Origin of the sequence: Vibrio sp. IB15 (genome assembly GCF_016406055.1) — a bacterium.
GTDB lineage: Bacteria > Pseudomonadota > Gammaproteobacteria > Enterobacterales > Vibrionaceae > Vibrio > Vibrio chagasii.
Map to the genome: position 1 here is coordinate 17,031 of NZ_JAEFCE010000022.1, position 26,741 is coordinate 43,771.

General features: G+C 43.4%; 22 protein-coding genes, 1 pseudogene and 1 riboswitch. Of the genes and pseudogenes, 8 read left to right on the top strand and 15 right to left on the bottom strand.

The window, feature by feature from the left end; translation table 11 throughout:
- Window positions 1-269: 269 nt before the first annotated feature.
- The 3 genes from JC606_RS10425 to JC606_RS10435 form a co-directional block, all read right to left on the bottom strand.
- On the bottom strand, window positions 270-731 hold the full coding sequence (locus JC606_RS10425) for a hypothetical protein (RefSeq protein WP_137408563.1): 462 nt from the start codon (window positions 729-731) through the stop codon (window positions 270-272).
- The gene (locus JC606_RS10430; RefSeq protein WP_137408564.1) at window positions 728-1,528 is read right to left on the bottom strand and encodes a winged helix-turn-helix domain-containing protein; all 801 of its coding nucleotides are present in this window, start codon (window positions 1,526-1,528) and stop codon (window positions 728-730) included. The genes JC606_RS10425 and JC606_RS10430 overlap by 4 nt, the downstream gene beginning before the upstream one ends.
- A gap of 314 nt (window positions 1,529-1,842) precedes the next feature.
- Entirely contained in the window at window positions 1,843-3,213 is a 1,371-nt protein-coding gene (locus JC606_RS10435) for an alanine/glycine:cation symporter family protein (protein ID WP_137408565.1), read from the bottom strand.
- 129 nt (window positions 3,214-3,342) lie between these two features.
- A riboswitch (glycine riboswitch) is annotated at window positions 3,343-3,462 on the bottom strand.
- A gap of 608 nt (window positions 3,463-4,070) precedes the next feature.
- Here JC606_RS10435 and JC606_RS10440 point away from each other — a divergent pair.
- Both JC606_RS10440 and JC606_RS23660 read left to right on the top strand, forming a co-directional pair.
- Window positions 4,071-4,805, top strand: a complete 735-nt coding sequence (locus JC606_RS10440) for a chromosome partitioning protein ParA (protein ID WP_198778548.1) — start codon at window positions 4,071-4,073, stop codon at window positions 4,803-4,805.
- A 324-nt stretch (window positions 4,806-5,129) separates the two neighbouring features.
- Window positions 5,130-5,314, top strand: a pseudogene (locus JC606_RS23660) (hypothetical protein).
- 88 nt (window positions 5,315-5,402) lie between these two features.
- Here the strand turns inward: JC606_RS23660 and JC606_RS10445 are convergent.
- From JC606_RS10445 to JC606_RS10470, 6 genes are all read right to left on the bottom strand, one after another.
- Complete coding sequence (locus JC606_RS10445; RefSeq protein WP_137408567.1) at window positions 5,403-6,944, bottom strand: alanine/glycine:cation symporter family protein; 1,542 nt, start codon at window positions 6,942-6,944, stop codon at window positions 5,403-5,405.
- A 485-nt stretch (window positions 6,945-7,429) separates the two neighbouring features.
- Window positions 7,430-8,599, bottom strand: coding sequence for an ABC transporter permease (locus tag JC606_RS10450; RefSeq protein WP_137408568.1), 1,170 nt, complete (start codon window positions 8,597-8,599; stop codon window positions 7,430-7,432).
- Window positions 8,596-9,804, bottom strand: coding sequence for an ABC transporter permease (locus JC606_RS10455; protein ID WP_137408569.1), 1,209 nt, complete (start codon window positions 9,802-9,804; stop codon window positions 8,596-8,598). Before JC606_RS10455 ends, JC606_RS10450 begins: the two co-directional genes overlap by 4 nt.
- Before the next feature lie 7 nt (window positions 9,805-9,811).
- Window positions 9,812-10,786, bottom strand: a complete 975-nt coding sequence (locus JC606_RS10460; RefSeq protein WP_137408570.1) for an HlyD family secretion protein — start codon at window positions 10,784-10,786, stop codon at window positions 9,812-9,814.
- A gap of 3 nt (window positions 10,787-10,789) precedes the next feature.
- Entirely contained in the window at window positions 10,790-12,238 is a 1,449-nt protein-coding gene (locus tag JC606_RS10465; protein WP_198778549.1) for a TolC family protein, read from the bottom strand.
- Window positions 12,239-12,453: 215 nt separating this feature from the next.
- Window positions 12,454-12,681 (bottom strand): hypothetical protein, encoded by a 228-nt coding sequence (locus tag JC606_RS10470; protein WP_061033495.1) that lies wholly within the window; start codon window positions 12,679-12,681, stop codon window positions 12,454-12,456.
- A gap of 615 nt (window positions 12,682-13,296) precedes the next feature.
- Here JC606_RS10470 and JC606_RS10475 point away from each other — a divergent pair.
- The 5 genes from JC606_RS10475 (at window position 13,297) to gnd (ending at window position 19,826) form a co-directional block, all read left to right on the top strand.
- Entirely contained in the window at window positions 13,297-14,949 is a 1,653-nt protein-coding gene (locus JC606_RS10475) for an ATP-binding protein (protein WP_443083682.1), read from the top strand.
- A gap of 62 nt (window positions 14,950-15,011) precedes the next feature.
- The gene (locus tag JC606_RS10480) at window positions 15,012-15,707 is read left to right on the top strand and encodes a response regulator (protein ID WP_198778551.1); all 696 of its coding nucleotides are present in this window, start codon (window positions 15,012-15,014) and stop codon (window positions 15,705-15,707) included.
- Window positions 15,708-16,132: 425 nt separating this feature from the next.
- Window positions 16,133-17,635, top strand: coding sequence for a glucose-6-phosphate dehydrogenase (gene zwf / locus JC606_RS10485; protein ID WP_009846580.1), 1,503 nt, complete (start codon window positions 16,133-16,135; stop codon window positions 17,633-17,635).
- A complete protein-coding gene (gene pgl, locus JC606_RS10490; RefSeq protein ID WP_137408577.1) occupies window positions 17,632-18,348 on the top strand; it encodes a 6-phosphogluconolactonase in 717 nt (238 codons plus the stop codon). Before zwf ends, pgl begins: the two co-directional genes overlap by 4 nt.
- A 29-nt stretch (window positions 18,349-18,377) precedes the next feature.
- Window positions 18,378-19,826 (top strand): decarboxylating NADP(+)-dependent phosphogluconate dehydrogenase, encoded by a 1,449-nt coding sequence (gene gnd / locus JC606_RS10495; RefSeq protein WP_017069357.1) that lies wholly within the window; start codon window positions 18,378-18,380, stop codon window positions 19,824-19,826.
- Between the two features lie 144 nt (window positions 19,827-19,970).
- Here the strand turns inward: gnd and JC606_RS10500 are convergent, their stop codons facing one another.
- Window positions 19,971-21,119 carry an HD-GYP domain-containing protein gene (locus JC606_RS10500; protein ID WP_233090249.1) on the bottom strand — a complete coding sequence of 383 codons (1,149 nt, stop codon included), beginning with the start codon at window positions 21,117-21,119 and terminating at the stop codon, window positions 19,971-19,973.
- A gap of 401 nt (window positions 21,120-21,520) precedes the next feature.
- On the opposite strand from JC606_RS10500, the gene JC606_RS10505 reads away from it, so the two are divergent.
- Window positions 21,521-21,934, top strand: coding sequence for a VF530 family DNA-binding protein (locus JC606_RS10505; protein WP_061033489.1), 414 nt, complete (start codon window positions 21,521-21,523; stop codon window positions 21,932-21,934).
- 180 nt (window positions 21,935-22,114) lie between these two features.
- Here JC606_RS10505 and JC606_RS10510 read toward each other — a convergent pair whose 3' ends face one another.
- The 5 genes from JC606_RS10510 to JC606_RS10530 all read right to left on the bottom strand — a co-directional run bounded on the left by JC606_RS10510 (window position 22,115) and on the right by JC606_RS10530 (window position 26,740).
- Window positions 22,115-22,306, bottom strand: coding sequence for a hypothetical protein (locus JC606_RS10510; protein ID WP_061033488.1), 192 nt, complete (start codon window positions 22,304-22,306; stop codon window positions 22,115-22,117).
- Between the two features lie 238 nt (window positions 22,307-22,544).
- The gene (locus JC606_RS10515) at window positions 22,545-23,303 is read right to left on the bottom strand and encodes a sulfite exporter TauE/SafE family protein (RefSeq protein WP_198778553.1); all 759 of its coding nucleotides are present in this window, start codon (window positions 23,301-23,303) and stop codon (window positions 22,545-22,547) included.
- 191 nt (window positions 23,304-23,494) lie between these two features.
- Window positions 23,495-25,015, bottom strand: coding sequence for a tripartite tricarboxylate transporter permease (locus JC606_RS10520; RefSeq protein ID WP_137406501.1), 1,521 nt, complete (start codon window positions 25,013-25,015; stop codon window positions 23,495-23,497).
- Between the two features lie 10 nt (window positions 25,016-25,025).
- Window positions 25,026-25,526: a tripartite tricarboxylate transporter TctB family protein gene (locus JC606_RS10525; RefSeq protein ID WP_004738327.1), complete on the bottom strand. Its 501-nt coding sequence runs from the start codon at window positions 25,524-25,526 to the stop codon at window positions 25,026-25,028.
- Between the two features lie 242 nt (window positions 25,527-25,768).
- Window positions 25,769-26,740, bottom strand: a complete 972-nt coding sequence (locus JC606_RS10530; RefSeq protein WP_004738325.1) for a tripartite tricarboxylate transporter substrate binding protein — start codon at window positions 26,738-26,740, stop codon at window positions 25,769-25,771.
- Window position 26,741: the final 1 nt, after the last annotated feature.

Below are 26,741 nucleotides of genomic sequence, written 5' to 3' on the forward strand. Positions count from 1 at the left end.
AATTACTTGTGAATAGTACTACTTCGTACTTATGAGGCTATTTGGAACTAAGAATGGGATCTTACTTCAATTGTTTCGTTAGTTCTTATTATGAAGTGACGATATATGGAATAGATAAGGGGTGTTTCAATTATGAGAATTATTAGTTTTGAGAATGAAAAATAAGATAAATAATAGATTAAAGGAAAGAGATGGATTTCGAACTGAGTCGAAATCCATCTTAAATAATATAACTTTGAAGGGAGTTTATTACTCGTTAAGGAGGTAATTTAGCGTTTAGCTAACAGCTGAGTACGACCTGTATTACAACTCCGAATAATGGCAAATGCTTCATTCGCACTCAAAATATCAATATTCAACGTTAGTGGATCATTGTTCAACAAAAGGTATGGTGATAACACATTGTCGTTCATTGCCTCGTTTATTTTCTGTACCGACAGTAGGTCTATAGTGCCAGCAATGGCAAAATTAAATGATGTAGAGTGTCCCGCATTTCCTTGAAATCGAAGAACGATAGGGTTTGGTATTTTATCGTCTTGAATTGAGACGATATGCAGAACTTTGTTATCCCTAATTTTTGTGAATCCATCGCTTCGTAATACGTTATCTTCAGAGAGCAAATCGATCATACTATGCTGGTAACTGTGATCTTCAAGTTTGTGAGAATCAGGAATACTCCACACCCCTGCCAATAGGATTAGTGCGGAGAAGACAGCAACAAACGGCATCATAATGACCCCCTTCCTAGGAATAGCTCAATCTCTTTACTGGCTTTGTCCAGTTGTGATGGGTTGTAAAAAATGTTCACTGATTTGCGAGTTACCTTATTGAGTATCGCAAGTTCAGAATAACCAGGTTCTTCGCTGATATAAGCGATACAGTCACATTGGTACTTGTTAAGAAGCCTTTTCAACTCGGGAGTTAGGGTCATTTGTGGGTCTTGAAATATTTGTAGTTGGCCTATCCAATACTCGGTCAGCCGGTCTGATGGTTTTACTTCATGGAGACTCTTGTCGTGAAACTTACTGAATGCCAACGCGATTGATGCTGCTAGCAGCACGCTAGCAGTAAAATAGCACACAAGATTCTTTGAATAGGCAATTTTACGATAGACGGACAGTGCTTGGGTTCCGTTGTGTTTTTCGCCTGAGGTCGCCTTAACTTCGCTGTCAGGTAAAGGCAACGGCGGAGTTGTATCTTCAGGCGCAGTAATGCTTGTATCGTCCACAGTAGATTCGATACAAACACAATGGTCTATGAGGCGGTAACCGACCTTTGGAACTGTCACTATTGGTGAATCTTTGGTCCCAAGCTTAACGAACTTTTGGCGCAGCAAGCTGATACTTTTCGCGAGAGAAGTATCCCCTATGAATTCGTTACCCCAAGCGTAGTTAATAATATCTTGCTTACTCACAATATCGGGCGCGTGTTTAAGAAGAAGCTCTAAGACTCGTGTTTCTCGATATCCAATTTTAATGGAACGATCGTCGTTATAAATACGATTTGTTATAGGGTCAAATTTGATCATATAGCCAACGTTTTATTTTTATTATAATTATCTCAACAATGTTAGCGACTATAAACTGACTTATATATGAATAAAAGCCACATGTTGCTTTTTCTTGAATTTTTTTGGTTTCTTGAAAATACATAATATTTAATATAAGTAATAACTAATTAATCTTTCGCTTTATTAGTGCAAGTTGCTATTTAAAAGTCTTGTAATATTTGGGGTAATTGTTTTAAGTAATCTTTTAGTTAATTAAATTTTTTATTTACTTAGGTAATAAAAAGCCCACATTTGATTGTGGGCTTTGGCTTTTATTTTGCAATTTATCTCGATTAGGCTTTTACAGTTTTATAATCACTAGAAGAAGATAATGGTTTGAAAAACAGCTTAGTTTCTTCGATAACGACGTGGCGTAGCAAGATAAGGCCGATTAGGTTTGGAATTGCCATCAGACCGTTCACGATATCTGCCATTATCCAGATCATGTCGAGCTTCAAGAATGCACCAGAAGCCACCAACGCAATGAAGATAATCTTGTAAGGTAGGACTGCTTTAGTACCTAGCAAGAAAACAACACAGCGCTCGCCGTAGTAGTTCCAACCTAAAATCGTAGTAAACGCAAAGAAGATTAGACCAACAGAAACCAGCATAGGGCCGAGCGTGTCTGCATTCAGACCAATAGCAAATGCATGAGTGGTCATTGCAGCACCAGAAAGGTCAGTCTGCCAAGCACCGGTTAAGATAAGCGCCAAACCTGTCATCGTACAAATAATGATGGTGTCGAAGAAGGTACCTGTCATAGAGACCAGACCTTGCTTCACACATGAATCTGTTTTTGCAGCCGCCGCAGCCATGGGTGCGCTACCTAGACCAGATTCATTAGAGAATACACCACGAGCAATACCCGATTGAATAGCAAGCATGATACTCGCACCAAAGAAACCGCCTGTTGCTGCTGTGTTGCTAAACGCAGAGGTAACAACAAGGGTAATGGCATTCAGTAGTTGGTCTGCATTTGAAACCAGAACGCTCAAACACGCAACGATGTACATCACCGCCATGGTCGGAACCACTTTTCCTGCAACCTTAGCGATAGATTGAATACCACCAAGCGTTACCACTGCCACCAATATTGTTAAAACGATTGCCGACATTTCACGTGGAGCGCCAAATGAGATTTCAGTAGCGTCTAAGATCGCGTTAACTTGTGGGAAGGTACCAATACCGAAACAGGCAACGCCTAAAGCGAATACAGCGAACATTACCGCCAAGATTTTTGAGCCCACTCCGTATTGCAGGTAGTACATTGGGCCGCCAACCATTTCACCATTGCTATCGGTTCTGCGGTATTTTACGGCTAGTAGACATTCAGCGTATTTAGTCGCCATGCCAAATAACGCGGCAAGCCACATCCAAAATAGGGCACCAGGGCCGCCAATCTTGATCGCGGTCGCTACGCCAACAATGTTACCTGTACCAATAGTTGCTGAAAGCGCGGTACACAAAGCGGCAAAACTGGATACGTCACCCGTACCGGATTTGTCTTTGCTAAACACCATTTTTAGCGCGGTTGGGAGGTGTCTAAACTGGAGTAAGCCTAAGCGAAAAGTAAAGTAGATACCTGTACCCACTAGCAGAATAAGCAGCGGTGGTCCCCAAACGAATTGGTTGATGGTTTGTAGTGTAGCTTGTAGGTGGTTCATAGATTCCCCTTAATAAATTAAAAATTTAAGGAGAAGAGGGAAGGCAGTGCAGATCGCAGGGATCGGTAGCACCACTTAATACATACGGATTTCTAGATAGAATTCTTTTGTTAATTAAGGCTTGTTGCTTTCCACTCCTCTGTCCTTTTGCCTGAGAGTTTCACTTAGCGAATCACTTACAGATAAGTAACGGGCACTAAGCTTGCTCCTTCGGCGACCGATTGAACGGTTCTCTCCAGAGGTTCCTCCAACGACAGTCCTCACTTTTCTGGATTTCTCCAGCATAAAGCACCTGAAAGATTTACTTCTTCGGCGGGTCAATCTAACTAAATTTTAATATTTAGTTAAAAACCACTCTCCTGCAGTCTTCATTGGAACAATTACCTGACTTATCAGGTAATCTGTAGGCGTATCCTAGATCATATAAATTGTGATGTCAGCTACAAAATATCTGTTTGAGCAAATGTTGTTCAACTAAATGATCAAACAACGCGACTCTGACGTAACTTGCTTATTTAAATGGTATAAAATAGAGAAACAAGGAGGAGTTATGACTCGACTAATAGCGATTGTTTTTTTATTGGCGTTGGCATTTATACTGTTTCGTTATAGGACAAGCGAAAAAGTACAAAAATGGGTGGTGATAGTTATCGTTAGTAGCTTCCTTTTGTATACTGCCAGCCTAATGATTTCGGAATTAACTCGTTAAACCGTCTGTGAGCAGATGGGATGAACGTGTTACTAAAGCTCAAGTACTTGTGATTTGAGCGATAGGTTTAACTGAACCTACAAAATCAGTATTGGTATTAGTGCCAGTGACCGCGTAACGTTAAACATATTTTTGGGAGTACCCGCTAGTGAACCAGCAACCTGGACAAAGCGAACAAGATGAAGTGGTTGTTATTGAAGAACGCGATAAGCGCAGTCAGCTCTATATCGGTATCGCTGCCGTTATTGGTTTGGCTCTTGGTGGCTTGATTGGTTCTACAGTGACAGCTTCCAAGTGGGAATCCACTTATCAGGTACTCGAAGCTCGTTATAAAGAATTGAGTGAAAGCAAAACACAGTTGGTGTCTTCTGTTGAAGCGAAAGTTGCGGAAGTTGATACTGCAATTGATGCTAAGGTTGAAGCGGCTTTGGCCGAGCAAGCAGAAGCGCATCAAAAAGAACTTCAAGATCTTGCTAAGCAATCTGCCGTGTTAGAGAAAGCAAATTACTCATTAGAGCAGCAGTTAAACGAGCAGAAACAGACATTAGATAAAACAGAGCAAGATAACCAGAAGCTAAACCGTCAGGCAGATATGCAGTCGACTTTGTTTGAACGTTCTCGCGAGCTTTTCCGCAAAGAATTACAAATATCTCAAGAGCTAGAAAAGCTTGAGAAAGAAAGAGATACCATTGAGCAGAACTTAGGATCATTGAAGAAAGCGTGTGATGTTTTCTTAGATGGTACGTCTTGGGACGCGAAGTCTGACGCTTGTGAGAAGCAAGATAACGCGAACTCACGTCTCAGCGACATCAGACAAATGATTGAAGTTCACACCATGGATCTTGAGCAAATCAAAGCCCTAACTGAAGAGATGGGTTTATAAGCTCAAACCTTTAATTCATTCGTCTTTAGCAGTAGCAATTCAAACGCCCACATCATGAAAATGGTCTGGGCGTTTTTCGTTCCAGATGGCTTATTTCTTCTGTTAATCAGTTTTGCAGAATGGTTCATAACCGTTTTCACACTATTACCAAGTTATTCGTGATTAGAGCCGCAAAATGTTTTTAATATGTGATTAATTGAATATTTGGTGACTTTGCACGCGTATTTATAGGGTTGATAAACAGCATAATAGCGGTGTTCTAGGGTGAACATGCGGTCTGTTGTCATTCTTTGATTAGACCATCTCAATGGACAGGGATAAACCATGAATGAATATCTGTGTGAGAATTGCACCGTAGCTTATTGTTTGACGACTGTAATTCGCCATTAACGAAACCATATGTGATTGAAGTAGAAGAGGTAGTGGACCGTATAAAAGTATGCCGAAATCCTAAGCAGCGTGAACAAGAAAATTTAGGTACAAAAAATCCCCACAAGCAAAACTGGTAGGGATTTTGACTAAGCTATTGTTCTGTTCTCGCTTTCTCAAGCAAAGGGTATCGCCAAGACTTTTAGAACAGTGTTAATTGGCGAGTGATTACTTTTCGTAGGTTTTGATTTCACCTGATTTCACACGAGCAACGAATGATTGCAGTTCTTTCTTAACAACAGGCATCAAGAAGTATAGACCTAGGATGTTAAAGATAGACATCGCAAAGATAGCTGCATCAGAGAAGTCGATTACCGCACCAAATTGGATTGTTGCACCAATCACAACGAACACACAGAACATCACTTTGAAAACCAGTTCCGTAGCCTTTCCTTCACCGAATAGGTAAGTCCATGCTTTAAGACCGTAGTACGACCAAGAAATCATAGTAGAAAATGCAAACATGATAACGGCTAGTGCTAAGGTGTATTTGAAGAAACCTGCAGTTTCAGTAAACGACGCCGCAGTTAGAGTTACACCTGTTAAACCTGAACCATCGAATGGACCTGTGTTTAGGCCAGCGATAGTGATAACCAATGCTGTCATCGTACAAATGATTACGGTATCAACGAACGGTTCTAGTAGTGACACTAGGCCTTCAGTAATTGGCTCTTTTGTTTTTACCGCTGAGTGAGCAATTGCCGCAGAACCAACACCTGCCTCGTTCGAGAAGGTTGCACGCTTCAAGCCTTGAATTAACGCACCAATGAATCCACCAACAACACCTTCGCCAGTAAATGCGCCGGTAAAGATTGCGCTGAAAGCAGGGCCAACTTGATCAAGGTTAGAACCGATAACAACTAGAGCCATACCGATATATAGCGCAGCCATCCAAGGAACCACTTTTTCTGTTACCGATGCAATAGAAGGCATACCACCAACAATCACAGAGAAAACTAAAGCAGCTAGTACAAGGCCAGTGATAACACCGTACTCACTTGGGATATCAAAGGCATACGTTAGCATTGCATGAGCTTGGTTAGCTTGGAACATGTTACCGCCACCAAGTGAACCCAAGATACACATCAGTGCAAAGCCGATCGCAAGTGCTTTACCCAGCCCACCCAATCCGCGCTCACTTAGGCCTTGGCTCAGGTAGTACATTGGACCACCCGAAACCACACCTGACGGTAAGATAGTTCGGTATTTCACACCCAACGTACACTCACAGAATTTTGAAGCCATACCAAGAAGGCCACACAAAATCATCCAGAATGTTGCACCAGGGCCACCAATGGCGAGTGCAGCACCTACACCTGCGATGTTACCAAGACCGACGGTTCCAGAAAGGGCAGTAGCTAAAGCTTGAAAATGGGAAACTTCGCCGTCTTCTTTTGAGTTAGGGTCTGTGTACTTGCCTCTAATGATATCTACAGCCATACCGACTCGCTTAAATTGAACGAAGCCAAAGTAAACAGTAAAGATCAACGCAGCGAGTAATAACCAGCCAACAATAATAGGGAAGTTGGCTTCGCCAACCGGTACACTTTTAAATATGAGTCCAACGAACCATCCTGTGTAGTCGTTGAAAAATCCATCAACACTTTTGCTTAAGTTACTGATAGCTTGATTAAATGATCCTTCTTCTGCAAATGCACTGGAACTAAACAATAATATAAACCCAAAAAATAATTCTCTTATGTTTTTCATGGTTTTCCCTGTCTTTTTATTAATTTATGTTTGCTTATGTTGTGTTTGTCTTATATTTCAATAGCTTATTTATTTCTTCGATAGCGACAAAATGCTCTGTAGCCAAGTCGAAATACGAGATAAATATCACTACTAATCACGTTTTATATGGAGATCCTTTTGGCACGTGAACCAATAAGACTATGATATTCGGCTTACCACGTCTTATTGATAACCCTATACATAAAATTAATACCGTCAAAGAAATTTTTACAATAAATTTACAATAATTCGTGTTTTGTCGTCTTTTGGGTATAAGTTGATGATTTTTGAGTTTGAAAAGGCATATAGATTGGCGGTTAAATTGATAGCTAAAATAGATGAGCTTTGATGTAACGCTTGTTTTTGGGAGGTTTTGAAAAGTCTCTTACAAGGGAAGGAGCAAGTCGGAGGTATTAAAAAAGCCCTTTATCAGAGCTTTTTATGTTTGCGATGAGCTAAACCACTCAAAGGCTATTATCGGTAGTGCGGTTAACGATGCTTTTGCTCGACTTGTGGTAGAGCTTCAGTGCAAGCAACGACCCCCAAAGTACAACTTGTCCCCATAACAGCGTCCATTGAGATGCGACCTCTTGCCACGAAGCGCCCATCTGATTCAGGGCTAAGAAACCTTGGATAGCAGGTGTGCTTGGAAACAGTTGTGACAACAGTACTAACCATTCAGGCATCATTTCAATCGGCCAGATAAAACCTGAAGAGAAGATCAGTGGCATTGAACTGATTAACACCACAACCGTGACTAACTCTCTTCGTGGCACTAACTCACCGATAAAAATGCCAATCAAACAGCTGGCCAATAAGAAGGGCAGTAACAAGGTTAAAATCTGTGAGATTGAGGCGAGTAGGTTAATCCCGTACATCGAAAAGCTGGCGCCGAAGTAGTACATCGATAATAAGTAGTAGATCCCTACTAAGGTGCAACTGCGAGCAAGGATTAGTTTGGTTGGATGAACTCTGCACCAATAGCCGAATGTGGATTGAGCATTTTGCGTTGCACCAACCAACCCTGATGCCATGGCTAGGGTTTGCTGAAGGATCAATACAAAGACAGCGGGAACGACGTAATCGATGTATCCCATTCGACTATTGAAAGTAGGTTTTAAATTTAAGCTAAATGCGCTGTAGCCTTTGGCTGCGGATTCTAAAGGTACACCTTCAACTAACAAGTGACTCACCTTAACTTGTGCGGCTAACGTGCCGCCTGCCTTTGCAAGTCCCTCAACTATGGTGCCATACACTAGGAAGTAAGATGCATCACCCGCATAAGAGAGTGTTGGGCTTTTCCCTAGAAGTAGATCTTTATAGAAGTTTTCAGGAATGACGATGAACCCACCAATTTCTTGATTGAGTACAGCCTGTTTAGCGTCTGAGATAGTGGAGTCACGGCGAACCAAATCAATTTGAGAGGTCGCATCGACCATTCGCTCTAAATGGTAGCTGCTTTGGCTCTTGTCTAGGTTTACAACGGACGCTTTCAATTGTTGGGGTACTTGATTGGCGTAAGGCAAAGGGTACAAGAATGAGTAAAAGACCACACCACCAAACACGGTCAGTAATACTACTGGGTTACGCAGAACCGCCAGGAGTTCTTGCTTCAGTAATTGAGTAAAGCTCATTGATTTACTCCTTTATGCTCTGCTTGTGTTGACTGTGCTGCTTGCGCTAAGTGCTTTTTAATCAATAAGATCACTACAAAAGCAGGAATAACGTACCAAAACATTGAAGTGAGGTTCATCAGCGATTGCGCAGCGCTCACACCGTAACTGGATTGAACCGTTTGTATTTCGATGTAATGACTAACAGGCAATAGACTTCTCCAAGCTTGGGCTGCCGCATTCATGTCTGTAACAGGGAAGGTGATCCCCATAAACGCAAAACTTGGCGCTGTGAAAGCACCTGCAAAGCTCATCGCTCTTGCTGGATCAAGCGTCAAGAAGAAGAACAAGCAACCCATAATGATACAACTAATAACCGTTAGTAACTGTGCAATGGTTAATGCCATAAAGCTGCCGTTAAATGGCCACTCCAAAATGCGATAGAACCAAAAGCTAAACGCAATACCAAACCCTAAAAACAGAACAACATAAGGGGTGAGTGTTGATGCTAGGGACTTGATCGGAGAATGCGATAACCACGCTTTTAGCCCACGAGCTCGCACATTTGCAGTGAGTACTAAAATCGTTCCTACCACTATCATGATTTGCCATAAAGCAGGAATAACCGCAGATACCAAGAATTGAGAATAGCTGGTGTTCTTGTTAAACAGCGGAGTGATTTGGTTTTGAACGGTGACAGCTTGCCCCAAGGCGGATTTTACCGTGGTATCTCCGTGGGAAAGCTGTTGAATCACTTCAAGTTGGGCGTTGAAAGTGCCTTGAGCTTGCAAAAAAGCCGAGTTCACCAGTTTACCAATCAATATAAATTGGCTGTTGTAGAACACGGAAACCTGCGGGTTTAGCCCAAGATAAAGGTCTCGGTCAAAATGTCTAGGTATAACGACGTAGCCGTAGATATCACGCTCTATCATGGCTTTTGCTGCTTCACTTGCGGAGCTGTATTTCTGAGTGACCTGCAGGGTAGGTGAGGCATCGACTAAGCGAGTAAACTGCTGCGAAATTTGGCTGTGTTCTAGGTCAACCACTGCAACAGGCAAATCACGAGCGATACCTTGTGAAAAGATCAGCCAGATACTTGCAGCAAGTAGCAAAGGTATCCAAGTTAAGCACGACAACAACCACTTGTCTTTACGGACTATCGCCCACTGTCGAAGTAAGCTGTTTATCGTTTTGTGATGCTCTGGTAAGTGAGTATTAGCAGACATATGTCACCTAAAGCTCAACCACAAGGCTCATACCCATGCGCAGTGTTTCGCTTGTATCAACTGGGCGTGCTTCTACTTCAAATGTACGTAAGTCAAAGCCTTGTGCTGCATCTGTTGAACGCCAAGTTGCGAAATCACCCATCACCGCAATGTGCGTCACTTGGAAAGTGAGCGATTTATCCAGAGCTGGCAGGTAAGCTTCAAACTGTGAGCCTTTCTCAAAGTGCTTGAGCATGTCTTCACGAACGTTGAGTATCGCCCATGCATCTTTCGTATCGATCACGGTCACGACTGGGAAACCTTGTGGTGCCAGTTCTCCGCTACTAAGCAGCACTTGAGAAACCTCACCGCTGAACCAGCTGTGGATTTGTGTGTCTTTGGCGTAGGCTTCGACTTCAGCTACCGCGCCAGCGGCCATTAATGCTTTTTGAGCAGCAGCCACTTTGGTTTCATCGCGAGCCCCTTCTTGTGCTAGCTGATACATTTGGAAAGCCGCGCTTTCTGTGTATTTAGCAGCTTGCCACTGTGTTTGGGCTTCATCACGTTTTTGTTCTGCAACGACGCCATCATTGTAAAGGTTGTTTACTCGTTGGTAGGTTTTGTCCATTAAGTCTGCGGCTGCTTTAGCTTTCAACCATTGGTCTTTAGCGGCTTGAATTTGCTGAGTACGAGCACCATTTTCTGCTTCTTGAGCCAGTGCACCAGCGGCTTTTTGACCTGCTTTTGCTTGCTCTAATTTTGCGTCGATCTCTGGACTTAGAAGGGAGAAGATCAATTCACCTTTCTCAACAGAGTCGCCTTTGCGCACAAATACCTCGTCAATACGACCGGGTACTTTCGAAGAGATGCTGTATTGCTGTGCATCAATTTGACCTTGAAGCTTAACTGGTTGAGGTTGGTACGCTTGGTAAAAACTGTATCCGACCCAGCCAACAATTCCGATACCAACTATAGATAGAAGAAGAGGCTTAATAGGTTTCATGAATTATCCTTTTGACTGGCTAGCGGTATCTGTTTTTGAGTCGAAATCAGACGTAACAGAAGAAGTTAAGTAACTCGAGTAAGCGTTCATTTCGCTGGTTAGCGCTAATAGCTTGTTGAGAGAGATAAGGTATTTGAATCGCGCAGCAGATTGCTGTGTTTTGATGCTCGCAAGGTATAGCTCGGCATCAACCACTTCTAACGAGTTAGAAAGCCCTTGAGTGAATGCTTTTTTACGAAGTAGTAGATTTTCTTGAGCTAATGACAAGCTAGAATTAAGGCCTTGAACCTCTTCAATCGCTTGGTTTGCTTCAAGGTAGGTCTTTTGTACCAATACGGTTAAGTCTTGTTTGGCTTGTGACTTTAGGAATTTAACTTGAGATACCGCACTGTGCGCAGCAGCCACTTTGTCTGAACGACCTGAGGTGTCGAGTAGCGGTACGTTGACACCAATGCCAACTAACCAATCTGGCTTCATTTCACTGGCGAGCGAATCGTCTTCATAGAGGCTGTAATCCCCGTAAAGATAAACCTCTGGGTAATATTTGCCTTTTTCAGCTTTGATTAAACTGCTCGCTTGTTTCTCTTTCGCATCCAGAATCTTAAGACCAGGGTAGGTCATGAGTGTTTGATCAATGAACACATCCATATGAGGTAGGTTTTTGTTGATAAACAGTTGCTCTGAAGGTTCAACGCTTTGGCTTTGACCTAGAATTTGGGTAAGGGCTAATTGAGCAATCTTAAGATCATTCTCAGCTTTAGTGCGTTCAACTACTGCCTTATCTAGAGAGGCGTCCGCTTGCAGGCGTTCTACTCGTGCAATTTGCCCTTGTTGCTCTAACTTGATGGCAAAATCACGATGTTGAGTTAAGCCAGCTTCGACTGCTCGACGCGTTTCTACGACATCTTCAGCTAAGATCACTGAGAAGTAATATTTGCTTAAGTCTTCGTAACGAGCCTGTTTTTCCATTAGCAGTTGGCTTTGCGCTTCTTCGCTTTTACCTTCAGCTGCGGTTTGTGCTGCGGTAATTCGACCACCTGTAAAAATAGGCCACACTGCGCGAATAGAAGAGCTGAAGATATCTTGCTCGGTAATCGTTGAGGTAATGCCACCAAGCGCACTGATAATTTGAGGAGGAACAGGAAGACCAATGGATGGTACACCACTTAAGCTATCGGCAAACTGCTCGCCATTGATAGTGACATCGTTATCAAGGTGAGTGTAGTTTGCGCCTAACGTCACTGAAGGCAGGTTAAGGCTTCCGGTTGCATTTTGAAGGTGTTGATAACGCTCAACGTTAGCTTGTTGAGCCGCAAGAGAGTTGTTGTTCTCTTGGAGTATTTGCCACGCCTCAGAAAAAGTGAGCGTGGCAGCATAGCTTGGCGAACTGATAGTACCGATAAGAATACTGGCAATCGCAAGGCATCGGAATGTCGGTTTGGTCATCTGCATTAATTACCAAATTAGAGTATTAGCTCTAATGTTAACAGGGGGATCATCATTTGTCTTGAACAGATTACCTCATATGAGCAAATAGCATAATCATTCGTTAACATAATGTGAATGCTATTAAGGATTTAGCGTCTATAGACAAAGAAACGAAAAGAGCACGACGAATCGTGCTCCTTAAGTTCAGTATAGAAGAAGTTACTACAAATGGACTGGTGCTATTTAAAGCTTGGGCAATGGTGATCGGCACGCCACACCAATTGTTTTGAACCTTGCATGGTTTGTAATAAATCTCTACCTGACATTTGCGGGAAAGCTAACAACACTTTTAGATCGAGCGGGGATGTCTCGTTCTTCTCATATGCTCTGACATGAGTAAAAGTAGATTGTAAGTTTTTGAACAGCATAGCCTTTGTAAGGCAGATTCCAAAAGTATCGCGTTTCATTGCCTGGTTTCCTTTTCAACAATGTTAATACGTTATGTTTTTTATCCTGTTTCTGTCGGACGTTGCCACTGATCGATACTTCCTGCTCATCAATGCTTTATTCTTGGGTGCTGCTTTTGTCAGTCACCTCTTCGTTGTCTGGCCTGCCGAGTGTGAAATAGCGAGATGAATAGGGGAGAATACTTAATCCGTTTGTTCATCATTCGTAACGGCGAGCACGCAACTTTTATTTATCGATACGTCCAGTGGGTGAAGAGTTGTTGCCTTTCTGTTAACCAAAATTCCGGTTTAAAGCGTTGTCTTAAAATTGCAACGTATAGCTTGGCAATAATAAACTCCTTTATATGCAACCATTATAATTGTATTTATTTTAAACAACCTAAAAAACACCTAAAAGCTTAGTGATCTAGCTCAATATTTATTCGATTTTTTGGGTTTTTCAACTAATCCGTTCTAAAAACGAACGATTTATCGAGGCGAGCAACGTAAAGGAATATCAATTAATAATCTAGTTAATTATTTAGTTGAGCAATAGTCACAAATTCGTATAGGCGGAAAGGTGCTCTGGTTAACTTAGTGTTAACATTGCCTGTTGAGCACTAGGGACGGATTTATATGAGATGGAGTAGTATCAGCTTCCGAAAAAGGTTGTTGATTATCATGACAGTAACTGGCCTTGTTGAGCTGTTGATCCTTTCAGCGGCGGGTTTTGCCTATATCAAACAATCTCAAGAGCAAGAAATGGGGTTGAAAGCGTTGGGTGTGGCTGAGTTTCTTTCGGAATCTCCCCTTGTAACGCGCATTATTGAAGAAAAAGGAACACTGAATCCCGAAGGCGTCCCACATACCCTCCCTGAAGAAACCCAAGCCAAATTCCGAAACCTCACTCAATTGATTGGCGCGGCGTTTATTGTTGTTGGCGACGAAAAAGGTGTTCGTTTGATTCACCCATACGATGACAGGCTCGGTAAACCAATGCGTGGCGGAGACAATCAAAAAGCATTGGTGTTCGGGGAGTCTTATGTTTCAACAGCGAAAGGCTCATTAGGTTTTTCGGTTCGTGGTAAATCGGCCGTTAAGGACGCTGATGGGAAGATAATTGGCGTCGTGTCAGTTGGTTACCTATTGGATTCTTTGCAAGATCGAATCGAACCTTACTTAGCCTTTTTGATTGTGATGGCGTTGCTGGTGGTTGCGGTCAACGCTTTGATTTCGAGTTATGTATCTCGTCGTTTTCAGCGCGCTATTTTAGGCTTTGAGCCTGAAGAGATAGGCCGACTGTATGTTGAGTTAGATGTCACCATGAGCACTGTTAAAGAGGGCATTTTAAGTATCGATAAGAACGGTATCTTACGCTCAATAAACAAAAGTGCCTGCGATATTTTATCCATCGATAGAGATAAAGCACTCAATCAACAGCGCCTTTCTGATGTGTTAGTAGGCAGTGATTTAGAACTGCTGTTATCAACAGGCGACATCGACCACGATGTTGAGTTGTATTTAAACAATAAGCGGATCATTGCCAACCGCAGTCCGATTATTGTTGCTGGTGAAGTGGTTGGGGCGGTGTCGAGTTTCCGACTACGCGATGAGATTAACGACTTAACGGATCAGCTTTCGCAAACCAAAGAGTACGCGGATTTGTTGCGCTCGCAAACACATGAACACCAGAACAAGTTGAATACTATCAGTGGCTTGATTCAAATGGGTGAGTTGGATTCAGTTCAGCAACTGATCGGTCAAGAAACCGCACATTACCAGAGCTTAATTGAGTTTTTAAGAGAGACGGTAAAAGACCCTCTTATTGCAGGCATGCTTTTAGGAAAAACAGAGCGAGCTCGAGAGATTGGTTTGGAGCTTAAAGTTGAAGAAGGCTCAAGGCTTGAGGCACTGCCAGTTTGGTTAAACGCAGAGGATGTCGTGACGATTCTTGGCAACCTCATTGATAACGCTTTTGATGCCACCATGATGGCGGTTAAGCAAGAGGGGCAAATAGCCCCAGCGCGCCGCGTGATTGAAGTGTCTATCAGTGATTTTGGCAATGAGATTATCGTTGAAGTGGAAGATAAAGGATGTGGTTTACCTAAGCACTTGGCAACCGATGCGCTGACTGAAAAAGGCATATCGAGTAAAGCGAAACAAAACCGCGGTGTTGGCTTATATCTGATTAAGCAGCTTACCGACCGGTATCAAGGGCAGCTAGAAATGGTCGATAACAACGATTTTGGTTCACGTATGACAGTGTATTTACCAAAAGAAGAACAATAGAGCACGAGTGATCACATGAAGATCACCTTGATGGAAAAACAATGGTTAAAGGAAGAACATAAATGAACGCAATCACGAGAGTCATGGTCATTGAAGATGATATTGCGATTGCAGAGCTTCACCATCGCTATCTAGAACAGATGGGAGGCTTTGACGTGGTTGGCATTGCCACTACACAGTCTGAAGCGCTTATGCAATTGGACATCTTAAAACCAGATTTGGTGCTATTAGATGTGTATCTGCCAGATGGTAGTGGGATCGATATTCTTAATCACGTTCGAGGTAACAACCAAGGGTGTGATGTGATTTTGATTACCGCGGCGCGAGATGTAGACACCTTACAGACAGCGATGCGCGGCGGCGTGGTGGATTACCTATTAAAACCAGTCATGTTTCCTCGTTTGGAAGCCGCGCTGAAGAAGTATCAGTCACAGTTACAAGAGTTCGAAAGCGTGTCTGATTTGAACCAAGGTTTGGTTGATAAGATGCTGCAAGCCAATGCCAAAGCGGATTCAGGAAAAGTATCAACCTTGCCCAAAGGAATCGATGGCGTAACGTTGGATAAGATCAGAGCTATTTTTCTACAAGCTGATGCCGTTAATATTACCGCCGATGAAGCTGGCGAACGAATTGGTGCAAGCCGTACAACTGCTAGACGTTATTTAGAGTTCCTGATCACTACCGGTGAACTAACAGCAGATTTGAACTACGGTACGGTTGGGCGCCCTGAACGCTGTTATAACAAAGCCAAAAGATAAGGCAGTGCTAACAACGTCCTTTCTATTTAAGTAAAATGTAAAACCAGTTGAATAATCTGGTTTTACACTCCTCACGCTTTATTAAACTACACTCCGCAGACCAGATGCCATTCTTTCTCGACTACAATGTTCGAGAATGCCGATTTGCTTCTTTTTCAGTCTTCGTGAAACCAATGGTCGATTATATTTTGTTCAAAATGAGTCAATATTTAATCGATTGCCTTCACAGTGGTTGATGTAAATCAAATACTCATAGACAATACTGTCCCGAATAGTGGTGATAGCATTCACCCTCGTTTACCAAACGCATTCTCAAGTGTAATAGGCACTTGCTATTGATGTAATAGCCAAGACCTATTATCTATTTTCGTATGTCGCTGATACCTTTGGCGAATACTAAAAACCTTGTTTTTATAGGAAAGATGATGGTAATACCTGAAAACAGCAGCATCGTTATTTTTGGTGCGTCGGGAGATCTAACTTACCGCAAGTTAATTCCTGCTTTGTACCACCTGTATGCTAGCAATCAACTTCCAGAATCCTTTGCGATTCTTGGAGTGAGCCGTACTGAGTACAGCGACGAGTCTTACCGTGAGAAGCTGAAGAAGTCTCTTCAGGAAATGGAAAAAACTGAGCCAGAGACGCTGAATGCATTTATTGAGCATCTGCATTACCAAGCGATCAACACTTCAGATGTAGACGATTACGCTCGTCTAGCACAACGTCTGGATAAGCTTGAGCAAGACTACCAATTCGAAAACCATAACACATTGTTCTACTTGGCAACCCCGCCAAGCCTTTACGGTGTGATTCCAGCAAACCTTGCTGCACATGGTCTGAACGATGAGAAGAACGGCTGGCGTCGTCTGATCATTGAGAAGCCATTTGGTTACGATCTAGCATCAGCTCAAGCGCTGGATGAAGAGATCCATCATCACTTCCAAGAACACCAGATCTACCGTATCGACCATTACCTCGGTAAAGAAACGGTTCAAAACCTTCTAGTGCTTCGTTTCTCAAACGCGATGTTTGAACCACTGTGGAACCGTAACTTCATTGATTATGTTGAAATCACAGGTGCTGAGTTCCTTGGCGTTGAAGAACGTGGCGGATACTACGACGGTTCTGGCGCAGTTCGTGACATGTTCCAAAACCATTTGCTACAAGTGCTAGCAATGGTGGGTATGGAGCCACCTGCACAAATTAACGCTGATTCTATTCGTGATGAAGTGGTTAAAGTGCTTCAGTGTCTTAAGCCATTAGAAGAAGATGATCTGCGGAAAGACTTAGTATTAGGTCAGTACACAGCATCAGATGTTCGTGGTCAGCACCTACTAGGTTACCGTGAAGAGCATGGTGTAGCGGATGATTCTCGTACCGAGACTTACATCGGTTTGAAAGCTCACATCAATAACTGGCGTTGGAATGGCGTTCCTTTCTACGTACGTACCGGTAAACGCTTACCTACACGTGTGACTGAAATCGTGATTCACTTTAAGAACACGCCACACCCTGTATTTGGTCAAGACGCACCAGAGAACAAGCTGATTATCCGTATCCAACCGGATGAAGGTATTCAGATGAGCTTTGGCTTGAAAGAGCCAGGTGCCGGCTTCAAAGCAAAAGAAGTGAAAATGAACTTCTCTTACTCTGACTTGCCTGAAACTCAGATGCTAACGGCTTACGAGCGTCTTCTTCTTGATGCACTTAACGGTGATGCGACTCTGTTTGCACGTACCGATGCGGTAGAAGCATGTTGGAAGTACGTTCAACCAATCTTAGACTTTAAACAAGATCCTCAAGCACTGTTTGGCTATGCTTGTGGTACTTGGGGCCCACAGGAAGCAGATGAACTTCTGCAACGTGATGGCCGCGCATGGCGTTTCCCATGCAAAAACTTAACAGACACGGATTACTGCGAACTATGATCAACCACAAGATCTTTGAAACGCCAGAGCTAGTTGTTGAAAGCCTAGCAAACGAAATGAAAGCGTACAGCGAGCAGGGTAAACCTGTTCACATTTCACTGTCTGGCGGTAGCACACCAAAAATGCTTTTCAAACTGCTGGCGCAAGCGCCATACGCAGAAGGTATTCAGTGGAACAACCTTCATTTTTGGTGGGGTGATGAGCGTTGTGTTGCACCGGATGATGCAGAAAGCAACTTCGGTGAAGCAAACGCGCTTCTATTCTCTCAAGTAAACCTTCCTGCTGAAAACATCCACCGCATTCGCGGCGAAGATGAGCCTAAAGCAGAAGCAGAGCGCTTTGCAAAAGAGATGGCTGATGTGATCCCTTCTGAAAACGGCACGCCTGTTTTTGATTGGATTCTGTTAGGTGTTGGCGCAGATGGCCACACAGCATCACTGTTCCCGGGTGTTACTAACTACCAAGATGAGAACCTGTCTGTACTGGCTTCTCACCCTGAGTCGGGTCAAATCCGTGTTTCTAAAACAGCAAAAGTTTTAGAAGCAGCAAAACGAATCAGCTACCTAGTACTGGGTGCAGGTAAAGTTGAGATCGTTAAAGAAATTCATACTACTCCTGCTTCAGAGTTGCCTTACCCGGCAGCGAAAATCCAGTCTAAAACTGGCGAGACAGAGTGGTTCCTAGATTCAAATGCAGCAAGTGCTATCGCATAAGTGCGACTAGCCGCAAGGAGATATAAATAATGAAAGGTGATATCGGTGTAATTGGCCTAGCAGTAATGGGTCAGAACCTTATCCTAAACATGAACGACCACGGCTTCAAAGTTGTGGCTCATAACCGTACTGCTGCGAAAGTAGACGAGTTCCTAGAAGGCCCAGCTAAAGGTACTAACATTGTTGGTGCTTACTCTCTAGAAGAGCTAGTTGAGAAGCTAGAAGCACCACGTAAAGTGATGCTTATGGTTCGTGCTGGTGACGTTGTAGACACATTCATCGAAAACCTAATCCCACTTCTAGACGAAGGCGACATCATCATTGATGGTGGTAACACTAACTACCCAGACACTAACCGTCGTGTAGCGCACTGTCGTGAGAAAGGTATCCACTTCATCGGTACTGGTGTATCAGGTGGTGAAGAAGGTGCTCGTTTCGGTCCTTCAATCATGCCAGGTGGCGCGGCTGAAGCTTGGGAAGCGGTTAAGCCAATCTTCCAAGGTATCTCTGCAAAAACTGACGCTGGCGAGCCTTGTTGTGACTGGGTTGGTAACGACGGTGCTGGTCACTTCGTTAAGATGGTACACAACGGCATCGAATACGGTGACATGCAGCTTATTACTGAAGCTTACCAGTTCATGAAAGATGGCCTAGGTATGTCTGCTGACGAGATGCAAGCAGTATTCGCTGACTGGAACAAGACTGAGCTAGACAGCTACCTAGTTGAAATCACTGCAGACATCCTTGGCTACAAAGATGAAGACGGTGAAGCTCTAGTTGAAAAGATCCTAGACACTGCAGGCCAAAAAGGTACGGGTAAGTGGACAGGTATCAACGCACTAGACCTAGGTATTCCTCTAACACTTATCTCTGAGTCTGTATTCTCTCGTTGTCTATCTGCACTGAAAGATCAACGTGTTGAAGCTGAAACTCTATTCGGTAAGACAATCACTCCAGTTGAAGGCGACAAGCAAGAGTGGGTTGATGCACTACGTCAAGCTCTACTAGCTTCTAAGATCATCTCTTACGCTCAAGGCTTCATGCTAATGCGCGAAGCGTCTAACGAGAACGGCTGGGATCTAAACTACGGCAACGTAGCACTAATGTGGCGTGGTGGTTGTATCATCCGTTCTGCATTCCTAGGCAACATCCGTGATGCGTACGAAGCAAACCCAGACATCGCGTTCCTAGGTTCTGACGAGTACTTCAAAAACATCCTACAAAGCAGCCTAGCGGCATGGCGTAAAGTAGCAGCGAAATCTCTAGAGTCTGGTATCCCAATGCCATGTACGATTTCTGCGCTATCTTTCCTAGACGGCTACACAACTGCACGTCTACCAGCTAACCTGCTTCAAGCTCAACGTGACTACTTCGGTGCTCACACTTACGAGCGTACTGACCGTCCACGTGGTGAGTTCTTCCACACAAACTGGACTGGTACAGGCGGCGACACTGCTTCTACAACTTACGACGTATAATCGTAGTGAGAAGTTGTTAAGAGCTCAGGCGCTCTAAAATGTGAAAGCTAGAAATCAAAAGGATGCCAATTGGCATCCTTTTTTGTTGGCTCTGATTTAGCTAACGCATGATATTAGATTGGGATCTTGCAAGATAAGTTCGAACTAAGCTGTCATGGCTTGCAGTTGAATGTCGTCGTTATATTGCTTTCTAATTGACAGGAAGCAATCGAGATTTTGCTTCAGAGCTTTGACGCATTGCGGATCAAACATCGAGCCATTATTTGATTCAATGTAATCCATCACTTCACTGATTGACCACGCCCGCTTATAAGCTCTTTTGCTCATTAGCGCATCAAACACATCCGCTAAGGTTACGATTCTCGCTTCTAGTGGTATGGACTGCTCACTTAAGGCATCAGGTAAGCCTGTACCGTCAAACCTTTCATGGTGATGACGCACGATATTCTTAAGGAATTGTATTTCGTCAGAGCACATCGAATTATGGTGGGAGAGAGAGACCACATCATTAATCATTTCTTCACCATACAAGGTGTGATTGTTCATTATCGCTCTTTGCTTATCAGTGAATCGCTCTGTACTAAATAGAATTTTATCGGGAATCCTGTATTTGCCGATGTCGTGGAATGGCGCGTAAAGCCGAATACGATGAATGAACTGATTAGTGATGTCAGCGTTACTGTGTGACAAGGTACGAGCCAACTGTTCGCTGTATTTACCCATTCGAATCAAATGTTCTTTGGTCTCAGGATCACGAGCATGTCCAATATTGAGTGCGATGGCCAACGAAGATTGAAAATGTCGCTGTCGTTCAAACAGTTGAATGAACAAACTAGAAATAACTTGAGCGAGATAGGCGGCATCGCTTTGAACTAATGTTTCATCAAAGAAGTTGGTTGATGATGCGTTAATAAATACAAAGCCAAGGCTGTGTTCTTGGTATTGAATGGGCGTGGTATAGCTGCTTCGATGGCCAAGTTTAATGAGGTTGGAAATCTGTCTGGTTTGGTGAACCGAAGTTAGATCGTTGATGATTCGAATATCGAGGGATTCAGCTAATCGAGAAAGTGCCGATTCTGGTTTGATTTCCTGCTCGATGTGTCGATGCTCAGCCTCTTTACTAAGGGCGTCTGCGACAAAGTAATCTGACGCCTTATTGTCACTGCAAAGTATGACCGAAAGCCGAGATAATATGGGGTAATGTTCGCGAGCTAGCCGAAAAAGGTCATTAACAATGGCGATAATGTCCTTATCTTGAGCCGCTACTCTGTTGATCTGGGAGTAGTCAAACATGTTACAAGCCAACCTTTAATTATAGTTATATCATTGTTTATTATTAGTCTTTTTGTTTCATTAGTCTCGAATAAACCATAGCACTGCGTGCGAATAAAAGATAATAACAATAGTAAATAAATGGTTATTTCAGTGTGTTCTCATTAATTCTGTTAACTTGCACATAGGTAGGTGTTACAACCAATTAATGACCAACTGTGAGGTTATGCCTAGGATGGTTGATGAAGGTTTTTAAATTAAATGAAAAGATAAATAGGATAACTGACATGCTTTATGACATCATAAAGGCATAAAGAAAGGCAATGGACATAATGCCTAAGTGATTGAGCTAGAAGCGGTCAGTGATGACGGTGTTCTAGCGTATATTCAAGGTGGAGAGCTGCCTTGAAAAAGGTAATGTTATGACTGAAGAAGAAAGAATCGAACTGCAACAAAATAACCCGCTACACGGTTTAAAGCTTGAAACCATGATCACTGAATTAGTGGATCACTATGGTTGGGAAATTTTGGATGCGGCAATGCGCATGAACTGCTTTAACACTAAGCCAACTATCGCAAGTGCTGTTAAATACCTTAAAAAGACTGAGTGGGCTCGTGAAAAGGTTGAAAACTTCTACCTTTACCGTTTCAAGCGTATGCCTAAAGCGTCAGACATTGAATACCAGATGCCACCTCGCTCAAGAACGTTCCGACATGGTTTAGAGCCTCGTGAACCAATGGAGTTAACGGTAGAGTCGATTCAAGCTTCACAAGCTAAAGCAGCTTCTGCTTTTAAAGCTCGTCGTGGCGGTAACGGTCGTAACTTCCGTCGTTAATAAGAAGCCGTCGTTAGAAAGAACCGTCGTTAAGAACAAGGCCTCGCTTATAAAGAGGCGTCATTAATAACGCCGTCTAATCAGCTAAAGCGATAAGCATAAAAGACAAAAGGAGCCTAAGTGCTCCTTTTTTAACGTGTGTACTTTATTCAAGCGTGTAAAGCCTGCTGTATTTGAGCCTTAAGCTTCGCGATTTCTCTTTTGGTTCTTCCAAAGATCGGCGACATAAACGATAGCGCTGACCAGTAAGAAGAGCGCTGACACAGAAAACAGAGCGGGCATTTTTAGGATCCACGCGAATGTGGCAGCAAGAAAAGCGACAAAGCAAATGAGTCGACTTGATGACATGACATGACCGAGTTTAATGTTCATAACGCCTCCTAATGAAGTCTCATTTTCGACAGGAGAATTATCCCATTTAGCGTGAACAAAAGGCTAAAAAACAGTCTAAATTGTTATCAAATTTACTAATTAAACGACTGCTTTCACATATTTTAGAGTGGTTATTTTATAATCAATAAAATAGCCATCTGGAGGGTTAGAGGTGAAATTTTATCGGTGGTACTGATTGTTATTAACCTCAATGATCTTGTACTTAAGTGGCACCAATTTAACTATCATAAAAGAAGTAGGCAGTGATTAGAAAACTCGCAATGATCACTGTGTTTCGAACATATTGTTGTGGAATGCGGCGAGAGATCTTCGCTGAGTAATAGCCTCCAACCAATGTCCCCATTAAAACCGCCATGCCAGATGGCCAATCAATCGACCCATTGACGATAAAAAACACAATTGCCGCAAGCGAGGCACAAGCTGAAACCAGCAGTTTGATCCCATTCATTACATTGATATTGGTGTAACCAGCAAGAGCCAAATAGCTTAATGTCACTATGCCTAATCCTGCGTTGAAATAGCCGCCGTATATACACACAACGAGCAGTAATAGTGCTGAAAAAAAAGCCCCAGCGCTGGTGGCGTGTTTGTGTTTTTCTGTGGCGCGCTTAAGCCATTTGTTTAGTGTTCCGCCAAAAGTGAAAAGCAACGCTGCAAAAAGCAGTAACCAAGGTACGGACTGAGTAAATAAAGCTTCGGGTGTGTGTAATAACAAGAAAGCACCAATACCACCACCTAGTACGCACAAAGCAATGGTCAGCTTTAGTTTCTTGGTACCCGATTGGATCTCATGACGCAGTGCATAAGCGCCACTGATGTAGCCTGCACATGATGCAAAGGTATTGGTCGCGTTTGCGGCTATTGGTGGAACACCAGCAAATAATAAGGCAGGGAAGGTGATAAAGCTTCCGCCTCCTGCAATAGAGTTAAGCACACCGCCAATCACGCCTGAGAGAAATAGAACCAACCAATCCATAGTTTTGAGTCCAATGCGTTAAATGACTGGTTACCTTACTTTATTTTGTTAAGAATATCAGAGCTGAGCGTGTTGAAGGTGCTAGTTTGTGAGTTTGCTACCATCTTTAACTGCTGGTTCGTATTGAAAGTCCAAATGAAAAAAGGAGCCAATGGCTCCTTTCGTTGAGGTTTAATTGATTTGGTAGAGCTTTAAACTTCCACTGGTTTTGCTCTAAAGCTTTTAAATAGTTTCACTAGAATTGGGCTAGATAGAACCAATACCGCAAGGATAGTGAATGTCATCGTGATAGGGCGCTCCCACAGGAAGCTTAGTTCACCATCGCTGATCATCAGCGCACGTCTTAGATTCTCTTCCATCAAACCACCTAAGATAAAGCCAAGCAGTAGCGGTGCTAGAGGGAAGTTAGCTAACCTCAACGCAATGGCAGCCATCGCAATAATCAACATTACAAATACATCCATGGTGTTGAAAGAGACCAAGTAAACACCTGTGATTGAGAAGAACAAAATCATTGGTAGCAATACGGTTCTCGGTACAGCCAACAGTTTAGAAATGTACGGGATAAGCGGTAGGTTCAAGATAACCAGTACGATGTTACCAAAGTACATAGAGATGATTACTGACCAGAATACATCTGGATGCTCAACAAATAGACGAGGACCCGGCTGAATACCGTAAGCGATTAACGCGCCAAGCATGATAGCTGTTGTACCAGACCCAGGAATACCAAGCGTTAGCAGTGGTACGAATGAGCCGCTTGATGCTGCGTTGTTTGCCGATTCGGGAGCAACAAGACCGCGAATGCTTCCTTGACCAAATTCTTTCTGTTTGTCTTTTGGTGCAAGGCTACGCTCCATGCCGTAACTTAGGAATGCCGCAATAGTGGCACCTGCGCCCGGTAGTACACCTGTAAAGAAGCCAAGGATTGAAGAGCGAATGGAAACCGGCGCGACTTCTTTGATCTCTTCTTTGGTCACTTTCATGCTACCGATATCAGACATCTTTTGGCTTTCTTCAGCACTGGTGTCTTTTTCTGGTTTAAGAATGCCCATTAAGGTTTCGCCCAGAGCAAAGGTTGCCATCGCAAGTAGTAGGAAGCTAAAACCGTCCATTAAGTCTGTTAGGCCGAATGTGAAACGCTCGACCCCAACACCTTTGTCGATACCTACGGTTGATAGCATTAAGCCTAAGATAGTCATCATCCACGCTTTGATAACCTGACCCGGGCCAGCAAATGCTGCTACAGCAGAGAGACCTAATAGCATCAGTGCAAAGTAGTCAGAAGACTGGAAACTCAGTGATACGCTTGCTAAAGCCGGAGCCGCGATTAATAGCATGATTGCTGAAAGCGTACCGCCAGTAAAAGAAGAGTACGCAGCAAGGGCTAGTGCTTTACCTGCTTGGCCTTTTTGCGCCATTGGGTAGCCGTCGAAAGCGGTTACAACTGTTGAAGAACAACCTGGAGCGTTGATTAGGATTGATGACGTCGAGCCGCCAAATACCGCGCCATAGTAAACACCCGCCATCAAGATAAGGCCAGAAGAAGGATCTAGACCGTAGGTGATAGGGATCATTAGAGCAATCGCTGAGATTGGACCTAATCCTGGAAGCATACCGATGAAGGTACCAACGAAACAGCCCACGATAACCATCATGATGTTCATTGGCATCACGGCGGTCGAAAGTCCTTGTAAAATTCCGTCTAACATAATGTTGTCCCTACCAAAGAGTGAAGATTAAACCAGGCTCTAGGTAGATATCTAAGCCTTGAGTTAAAAGAAGAAAGAATGCGATCACGAAAGGAAACGATGCGCCAAACAAGATTGACTTGCGGCGCTCTCCCAGTAGGTAAAAGCCAGCAAGCAAAAAGAAACTTGTTGCTAAAACGAAGCCTAGGTATGTCAGTCCAACGCCGTAAAACGCCATTAGCACTAAGAAACCAATCAGTAGTTTCCAGTTCAAAGGCGCGGTTTCACACTTAAGCTTTTTGTCTGGTTGGCCAGTAACAAGCAAAATCAGTGAAAGGCCGATGCCAATGAAAGTCAGTAGGGTAGGCAATGTTCTTGCAGTAAAGGGTTCGTACTCATCACCGGGAAATAGCGGAATTAGGGTAGTTTGGTAGCCGTAGCACAAGCACGCTAGCATGAAGATCATTGCGCCGAGACGATCACTCGAAAGCAGAGACTCTTTGCTAAAAAATTTGGTTGGTAAGTCCGACATATCCAACTCCGTTTGGGGTGTGTAGAAAGTAAAAAAAGCCGTATATGAGCGAGTTAATGAGTAATGTCTGGGATCACTAACCGAAAGTAAGCGAATTACAGTGCTGCTTTAGCCACTTGCGTCTACAACGAATCGGCAAGCTTTGGTAATACGTTACGAATAAACAAAGGAGTTTTAGTAAACTCATGTACGGCGAAACAAGGAAAGAGTAAGAGGGCACTATGACCCTCTATCGTTATTGGTTACTTCAAAAAACCTAGCTCACGCATTAGGTCGCCCATCTGTTTTTCTTGATCTTCTAAGAAGGCGTAGAAGTCTTTGTCGGCTTTGTAGTTATCGATCCAACCGTTACGGTCACGAACCACTTGCCACTCATCGGTTTTGTACATTTTGCCTAACGCTTCGTTCCACTCATCGATCTTCGCTTGGCTTGTATTTGGAGCAGCGAAGAAACCACGCCAGTTCGCAAATACAGTTTCATTGCCGTACTCGGTTAGTGTTGGGATATCTGGTGCTGCTTCAAGACGTTTTGGTGCCGTTACTGCCAGTACTTTTACTTGTCCTGATTTAGACATCTCTAGTACTTCACCAAGACCGGTTGATAGGAGTTGTGTCTCACCAGAAAGCAGTGCTGCCATCGCTTTACCACCAGCATCGTAGGCGATGTAACGAACTTTCTTAGCATCAAAGCCTTCACCTTTAAATGCCGCTGCAACCACTAGGTGATCCATGCTACCTCGTGCAGAGCCACCAGCGATTTTTACCTTACGAGGGTTACTTTCGAATTCTTTTACTACGTCTTCCCAAGTGTTGTATTTAGAATCCGCAGACGCAACGATCGCACCATAGTCAGCAATCGTTGCAGCAACCGGTGTTAGGTCGCGGAAAGATTGAGGGAAGATACCTGTTAGTGAGCGAACAACGATAGGGGTGGAGTTCACCATCAATGTGTCTTCTTGACGTTGTGCCGTTTCAATTAGATGAGCAATTGCTTTACCGCCGCCGCCACCAGATAGGTTTTGGAAAGAGACATTTTCTACGATGTCTGATTTCACCAGTACATCACCAGTACCACGCGCTGTCATATCCCAACCGCCACCAGCGCCGCCAGGGATTAGGAAGTGGATTTTTTCTACGTCTGCAGCAAAAGTGTTGAAAGAAAAGGTTGCTGCGATAATAGAAGCCGCAAGAGTAGGTTTCAGTGCCTTGAACATG

Excerpts from the sequence above, each read along its gene's own strand:
- JC606_RS10425 (WP_137408563.1), bottom strand. The coding sequence starts at position 731 with ATGATGCCGTTTGTTGCTGTCTTCTCCGCACTAATCCTATTGGCAGGG.
- JC606_RS10430 (WP_137408564.1), bottom strand. The coding sequence starts at position 1,528 with ATGATCAAATTTGACCCTATAACAAATCGTATTTATAACGACGATCGT.
- JC606_RS10435 (WP_137408565.1), bottom strand. The coding sequence starts at position 3,213 with ATGAACCACCTACAAGCTACACTACAAACCATCAACCAATTCGTTTGG.
- JC606_RS10445 (WP_137408567.1), bottom strand. The coding sequence starts at position 6,944 with ATGAAAAACATAAGAGAATTATTTTTTGGGTTTATATTATTGTTTAGT.
- JC606_RS10450 (WP_137408568.1), bottom strand. The coding sequence starts at position 8,599 with ATGAGCTTTACTCAATTACTGAAGCAAGAACTCCTGGCGGTTCTGCGT.
- JC606_RS10455 (WP_137408569.1), bottom strand. The coding sequence starts at position 9,804 with ATGTCTGCTAATACTCACTTACCAGAGCATCACAAAACGATAAACAGC.
- JC606_RS10460 (WP_137408570.1), bottom strand. The coding sequence starts at position 10,786 with ATGAAACCTATTAAGCCTCTTCTTCTATCTATAGTTGGTATCGGAATT.
- JC606_RS10465 (WP_198778549.1), bottom strand. The coding sequence starts at position 12,238 with ATGCAGATGACCAAACCGACATTCCGATGCCTTGCGATTGCCAGTATT.
- JC606_RS10470 (WP_061033495.1), bottom strand. The coding sequence starts at position 12,681 with ATGAAACGCGATACTTTTGGAATCTGCCTTACAAAGGCTATGCTGTTC.
- JC606_RS10475 (WP_443083682.1), top strand. The coding sequence starts at position 13,297 with ATGAGATGGAGTAGTATCAGCTTCCGAAAAAGGTTGTTGATTATCATG.
- JC606_RS10480 (WP_198778551.1), top strand. The coding sequence starts at position 15,012 with ATGAACGCAATCACGAGAGTCATGGTCATTGAAGATGATATTGCGATT.
- zwf (WP_009846580.1), top strand. The coding sequence starts at position 16,133 with ATGGTAATACCTGAAAACAGCAGCATCGTTATTTTTGGTGCGTCGGGA.
- pgl (WP_137408577.1), top strand. The coding sequence starts at position 17,632 with ATGATCAACCACAAGATCTTTGAAACGCCAGAGCTAGTTGTTGAAAGC.
- gnd (WP_017069357.1), top strand. The coding sequence starts at position 18,378 with ATGAAAGGTGATATCGGTGTAATTGGCCTAGCAGTAATGGGTCAGAAC.
- JC606_RS10500 (WP_233090249.1), bottom strand. The coding sequence starts at position 21,119 with ATGTTTGACTACTCCCAGATCAACAGAGTAGCGGCTCAAGATAAGGAC.
- JC606_RS10505 (WP_061033489.1), top strand. The coding sequence starts at position 21,521 with ATGACTGAAGAAGAAAGAATCGAACTGCAACAAAATAACCCGCTACAC.
- JC606_RS10510 (WP_061033488.1), bottom strand. The coding sequence starts at position 22,306 with ATGAACATTAAACTCGGTCATGTCATGTCATCAAGTCGACTCATTTGC.
- JC606_RS10515 (WP_198778553.1), bottom strand. The coding sequence starts at position 23,303 with ATGGATTGGTTGGTTCTATTTCTCTCAGGCGTGATTGGCGGTGTGCTT.
- JC606_RS10520 (WP_137406501.1), bottom strand. The coding sequence starts at position 25,015 with ATGTTAGACGGAATTTTACAAGGACTTTCGACCGCCGTGATGCCAATG.
- JC606_RS10525 (WP_004738327.1), bottom strand. The coding sequence starts at position 25,526 with ATGTCGGACTTACCAACCAAATTTTTTAGCAAAGAGTCTCTGCTTTCG.
- JC606_RS10530 (WP_004738325.1), bottom strand. The coding sequence starts at position 26,740 with ATGTTCAAGGCACTGAAACCTACTCTTGCGGCTTCTATTATCGCAGCA.